Raw genomic sequence first — 6,534 nt, 5'->3', positions numbered from 1 at the left:
ACGGGTGGTTTCCTGGACACCGGCACCATGGATGCCGGGTACTGGTACCGGAATCTGCGTGGCCAGGTCGGCTTCGAACCCGCCGTCCGCGCCCTCATCGACAAGGGCATGGGCTGCTTCGTCGAGATGTCGCCGCACCCGGTGCTCACCATGGCGGTCGACGAGACCGTCGAGGCACGGGACGCGGCGGGCCGGGTGGCCGTCGTCGGCTCCCTGCGCCGTGACGAGGGCGGACTGCCCCGCTTCCTGCTCTCGCTCGGCCAGGCCCATGTCGCGGGTGTCCGCGTCGACTGGCAGGCCGTGTACGCCGGAACGGACGCGCACCGCGTGGACCTGCCCACCTACGCCTTCCAGCGCGAGCGGTTCTGGCTCACCCCGTCCGCGCAGGGCGGCGACGCCGTGGCGGCCGGACAGGACCGGATGCGCCACCCGGTCCTGGCGGCGGCCGTGCAGGTCGGTGACCGTGACGAGTGGGTGTTCACCGGCCGCTTCGCCACCGAGTCCCAGCCGTGGGTCAACGACCACATGGTGCTGGGCACGGTCATCGTGCCAGGCGCCGCGCTCGTCGAGCTTGTCCTCGCCGCGGGCCGCCACCTCGGCTGTGAACTCCTCGACGAGCTGGTCTTCGAGGCACCGCTGACCCTCGAGGAGAGCTCCGCCCGGCACATCAGGGTCACCGTCGGCAGGCCCGGCGAGGACGGCCGCCGTGAGGTGGCCCTCCACTCCCTGTCCGAGACCGCCACCTCCGCGACCGAAGAGGACGGCGAACGGCGGATCGTCCGGCACGCCCGCGGCTGGCTGGCCCCGGAAGCGGGTGTCACCACGCCCTTCCCGGCTGCCTGGCCGCCGGTCGCGGCCGTCGAGTCCTCCGCCGACGCCCTCTACGAGCGACTGGCCGACGCCGGACTCGAATACGGCCCGCTGTTCCAGGGCGTACAGACCGTATGGCGCAGCGGCTCCGAGGTGTACGCCGAGGTGGCCCTGCCGGAGGACACCGCCGTCGACGGCTTCGCCATCCACCCGGCGCTGTTCGACGCGGCGCTGCACCCCAGCATGCTCGACAAGGACCCCGGCTCCGCCCCCGACCTGCCGTTCTCCTGGTCCGGAGTGCGCTTCGGACGTCCCGCCACCTCACGGGTGCGGGTCCGCGTCGGCGGCGCGGGCGAATCCGCCTTCCGCGTCGACATCGCCGACGAGAACGGCGAGCTGGTCGCCGCCGTCGACAGCCTCGCCGTACGTCCCGTGGACCCGGCGCAGCTGACGGGCGCCCGCGGTGAGCAGAACGCGCTGTTCCAACTGGACTGGGCGCCGGTCACCGGCACCCCCTCACCCGGTCGTGTCGTGGTCCTCGGCGACCTCGACGCCCCGGGCGAGCGCTACGCCGACCTGCCCGCCCTGGAGGCCGCGCTCGCCGACGGCGCCCCCGGCCCCGACCTGGTGCTCGCCGCGATCCGGACCCCGGCCACCGACGACGCCGCCCAGGCCGTCCACGAGGTCGCCGAGCACAGCCTCGCGCTGGCCCAGCGGTGGCTGGCCAGCGAATGGCTGGGCGAGGCCACCCTCGTGGCGGTGACCCGGCGCGCGGTCGCCGTCGGCGCCGAGTCCGTGGATCTGGCCCAGTCACCGGCCTGGGGACTGCTGCGCAGCGCCCAGACCGAGCACCCCGGCCGCTTCGTCCTCGTCGACACCGACGAAGGCGAGCAGCCCGACTGGACCGCCCTGACCGGTCTCGACGAACCGCAGCTCGCCGTGCGCGGCGGCGCCCTGCTGGCGCCCCGGCTGGCCCGCCCGGCCGCCGGGCCCTCCGGTGACGCATGGCGGCTGGGCAGCTCGGAGAAGGGCTCCCTGGAGAACCTCACGATCCTGCCTTCCGACGGCACCCGCGCACTGGGCGTCGGCGAGGTCCGCGTCTCCGTCCGGGCCGCCGGGCTCAACTTCCGCGACGTGCTCATCGCGCTCGGCATGTACCCCGGCGAAGCCCCGCTGGGCAGTGAGGCCGCGGGCGTGGTGCTCGAAGTCGGCTCCGGCGTCACCGACCTCAAGCCCGGTGACCGGGTGTTCGGCCTGGTGATGGACGCCTTCGGCCCCGTCGCCGTCGCCGACCGCAAGACCGTGGCGCCGATGCCGGACCACCTCACCTTCGCCGAGGCGGCCGCGATCCCCGTCGTCTACCTCACCGCGTACTACGGTCTGGTCGACCTGGCCGACCTCCAGGCGGGCGAGAGGATCCTGGTGCACGCCGCCGCCGGCGGTGTCGGCATGGCCGCCGTCCAGCTGGCCCACCACTTCGGCGCCGAGGTCTTCGCCACGGCCAGCCCGGCCAAGTGGCACGCCGTGCGCGCCCTGGGCGTGCCGGCCGAGCGCATCGCCAACTCCCGCGAGCTGGGCTTCCGCGACGCGCTGCACCAGGCCACCGACGGCTCGGGTGTGGACGTCGTCCTGAACTCCCTGGCGGGCGAGTTCGTCGACGCCACTCTCGAACTGCTGCCGCGCGGCGGTCGCTTCATCGAGATGGGCAAGACCGACATCCGCGACCCGGAGGCCATCGCGCGCCAGTGCGCCGGTGTCCGCTACCGGTCCTACGACCTCATGGAGGCGGGGCCGGACCGCATGCAGGAGATGCTGGTCGCCATCGCCGACCTCTTCCAGCGCGGAATGCTGTCGCCCTCGCCGATCCGCGCCTGGGACGTCCGCCGGGGCCAGGAGGCGTTCCGGTACCTGCGCGAGGGCCGCAACGTCGGCAAGGTCGTGCTGACCGTTCCGGCGCCGCTGGACCCCGAGCGCACCGTGCTGATCACCGGTGGCACCGGCGGTCTCGGCGCGCTGTTCGCCAAGCACCTCGTCACCCGCCACGGCATCCGCCACCTGCTGCTGGTCAGCAGGCGCGGCCCGGAGGCCGAGGGCGCCGCCGAACTGGTCGCCGAACTCGAGGCACTCGGCGCGCGGGCTCGTGTGGCCGCCTGCGACGTGGCCGACCGGGAGCAGGTGGCCGGTCTGCTCGACGCGCTCGACCGCCCGCTCACCGCCGTGATCCACACCGCCGGTGTGCTGGCCGACGGCGTCATCGAATCGCTGACCCCCGAGCAGCTGCGCCACGTCATGCGGCCCAAGCTGGACGCGGCGTGGCACCTGCACGAGCTCACCTCGCGCATGGACCTCTCGGCGTTCGTGCTGTTCTCCTCCGCCGCCGGGCTCCTCGGCAACGCCGGTCAGGCCAACTACGCCGCCGCCAACGCCGCCGTGGACGCTCTCGCCGCACAGCGCCGTGCCGCCGGACTGCCTACCCTCTCCCTGGCATGGGGCCTGTGGTCCGACTCCACCGGGATGACCGGAGAGCTGGACGAGGCCGACCTCGCCCGGATGGAGCGCACCGGTATCGGCGCCATCTCCGGTGAACTCGGCCTGGAACTCTTCGACCAGGCCCTCGACTCCGAGAGCGCCCTGCTGGCCCCCGTCCGGCTGGACCCCGCCGCACTGCGCGCCCAGGCCCGGGCCGGCCTGCTGCCCGCCCTGCTGCGTGGCCTGGTGCGCGCCCCCGCGCGCCGCGCCGACAACGCCCGCTCGCTGGAGCGGCGGCTCGCCGGAGTGCCCGAGGCCGACCGCGAGCAGGTCGTGGTGGACCTGGTGCGCACCCAGGTCGCCTCCGTGCTCGGCCATGCCTCGGCCGCGTCCATCGACCCCGAACGCACCTTCAAGGAGCTCGGCTTCGACTCCCTCGCCGCGGTCGAGGTGCGCAACCGGCTCAGCCAGGTGGCGGGCATCCGCCTGCCCGCGACGCTGGTGTTCGACCACCCCACCCCGATCGAGGCGGCCCGGCTGATCCTCGGTGAGGTCGGCGGAGGCCCCGCGGCCCAGCGGCCCTCACCGCTCGATGAGGAGCTCCAGCGGCTCGAGGCGGTTCTGATCACCCTGTCCGAGCAGGAGCAGCAGCTGGCCGGTGCGGAACCGCGGCTGCGCTCGCTCAGCAACCGGCTGAAGACCCTGCTGGGCGCCACCGGCGGCAGCCACGACACCACCGAAGACACCCTCGAAGACGACCTCGACTTCGTCTCCGACAGCGAGATGTTCGACCTGATCGACAAGGAGCTCGGATCCGCATGACCGGCAAGACAGACGACGGCGCGAGCGGATCGAACGGATCGAGTGGATCGGGCGGATCGATGAGCGACGAGCAGAAGCTGCGCAGCTATCTGCGCCGGGTGACCTCCGAACTGCGCACGGCCAACCGGCGGGTGCGCGAGCTGGAGCAGCGCGATGTGGAACCGATCGCGATCGTCGGCATGAGCTGCCGCTTCCCCGGCGGGGTGGCCTCGCCGGAGGAGCTGTGGGAGCTGGTGTCCCAGGGCCGTGACGCGATCGGCCCGTTCCCCACCGACCGCGGCTGGGACCTCGAGCGGCTCTACGACCCCGACCCCGAGCGCCCGGGCAGCGCGTACGCCACCGAAGGCGGGTTCGTCGACACCGTCCCCACCTTCGACGCCGACTTCTTCGGGATCAGCCCGCGCGAGGCGCTGGCCATGGACCCGACCCAGCGGCTGACGCTGGAGACGGCGTGGGAGGCGCTGGAGGACGCGGGCATCGACCCGACGACCCTGCGGGGCAGCGACACCGGTGTGTTCGCGGGCACCGTCTCCTCCGACTACGGCCCGTCGACTCTGCCCGAGCTGGAGGGGTTCCGGGTCACCGGCACCCAGAGCAGTGTGATGTCCGGCCGGGTCGCCTACAGCCTCGGCCTGGAGGGACCCGCGGTCTCGATCGACACCGCCTGCTCCGCGTCCCTGGTGGCGCTGCACCTGGCCGCGCAGGCGCTGCGCGCGGGTGAGTGCTCGCTCGCGCTCGCCGGCGGCGTCACGGTGCTGGCCGGACCGTTCCTGTTCGTCGAGTTCAGCCGTCAGCGCGGGCTGGCCCGTGACGGGCGCTGCAAGGCGTACTCTGCGTCGGCCGATGGCACCGGCTTCTCCGACGGCGTCGGCCTGGTGGTGCTGGAGCGGCTGTCGGACGCGAAGCGCAACGGCCGCCGCATCCTGGGTCTGATCCGCGGCAGCGCGGTGAACCAGGACGGTGCGAGCAACGGTCTGACGGCGCCGAACGGTCCGTCGCAGGAGCGGGTGATCCGCCAGGCTCTGGCCAGCGCCGGGCTCAGCCCGGTCGAGGTCGACGCCGTGGAGGGCCACGGGACGGGTACGAAGCTGGGTGACCCGATCGAGGCCCATGCCCTGCTGGCCACCTATGGCCGCGATCGCGATGGCGATCCGCTGTGGCTGGGCTCCATCAAGTCCAACATCGGTCATACGTCGGCGGCGGCCGGTGTGGCGGGTGTGATCAAAATGGTGATGGCGATGCGGCACGGTGTGCTGCCGCCGACGCTGCACGTGGATGAGCGGTCGCCGCATGTGGATTGGGAGTCCGGCCGTGTCGAGCTGCTGACCGAGGCCCGTGACTGGCGGGTTGAGGGCCGTCCGCGCCGTGCGGGTGTGTCGTCGTTCGGTGTGAGCGGTACCAACGCGCATCTGATCCTGGAGGAGGCTCCGGTCGAGGAGCCCTCCGAGGAGACGGAACCGGTCGAGGTGGTCCGGCCCGCCGGCGCGTTGCCCGTGGTCCTCTCCGGACGGACGGATGGGGCACTGCGGGCCCAGGCGGAGCGGTTGCGTGCGCATCTGCTCTCCCGGCCGGAACTCTCGCTGGTGGACACCGCACACTCGCTGGTCACCTCGCGGGCGCTGCTGGAGCGGCGTGCCGTGGTGGTGGCCGCTGACCGTGAGGAACTGCTCGCCCGGCTGACCGGAGTGGCCTCCGGTGAGTCCGGTGTCGTGGGCAAGTCGGCGTTTTTGTTCACGGGGCAGGGTTCGCAGCGTTCGGGGATGGGTCTGGAGTTGGCCGGGGCGTTCCCGGTGTTCGACCGGGCGTTGTCTGAGGTGTGTGCTGAGCTGGATCCGCGTGTGGGTCGTTCGGTGCGGGAGCTGCTGGGCGCTGAGGCTGCGGTGTTGAACTCGACGGAGTTCACGCAGGTGGTGTTGTTCGCGGTGGAGGTGGCGCTGTTCCGTCTCGCCGAGTCGCTGGGGATCCGTGCTGACTACCTGATCGGGCATTCGGTTGGTGAGATCGCTGCTGCGCATGTGGCGGGTGTGTTGTCTCTTGCGGATGCTGCTGAGTTGGTGGTGGCGCGTGGTCGGTTGATGGGTGGGTTGCCTTCGGGTGGTGCGATGGTGGCGGTTCAGGCCGCCGAGGCTGAGGTCGTCGAGTCGCTGGCTGGTTTTGAGGGCCGGTTGGAGATCGCGGCGGTCAATGGCCCGATGGCCGTGGTGGTGTCCGGTGATGAGGATGCTGCGGAGGAGTGGCTGCAACTGCCGCGGTGGGAGGGACGTAAGACGACTCGGCTTCGGGTGTCGCATGCGTTCCATTCGCCGCGGATGGAGCCGATGCTGGCCGAGTTCCGCATGGTCGCGGAGCGTCTGACCTATGCCGAGCCCCGTATCCCGGTGGTCTCGAATGTCTCCGGTGAGCTGGTCACCACCTTTGATGCCGAGTACTGGG

At 72.2% G+C, this 6,534-nt stretch carries 2 protein-coding genes; both read left to right on the top strand.

The window, feature by feature from the left end; translation table 11 throughout:
- Positions 1-4,101: SDR family NAD(P)-dependent oxidoreductase (locus AC07FT_RS36195; protein WP_479180412.1), on the top strand; the 4,101-nt coding region annotated here is incomplete at its 5' end.
- Positions 4,098-6,534: type I polyketide synthase (locus AC07FT_RS36190; protein WP_479180411.1), on the top strand; the 2,437-nt coding region annotated here is incomplete at its 3' end. The genes AC07FT_RS36195 and AC07FT_RS36190, both read left to right, overlap by 4 nt.

It is taken from the genome of Streptomyces sp. NPDC045899 (genome assembly GCF_056431485.1).
Note: the sequence above shows the minus strand (reverse complement) of the source record. Positions and strands in the feature narration are given on the sequence as shown.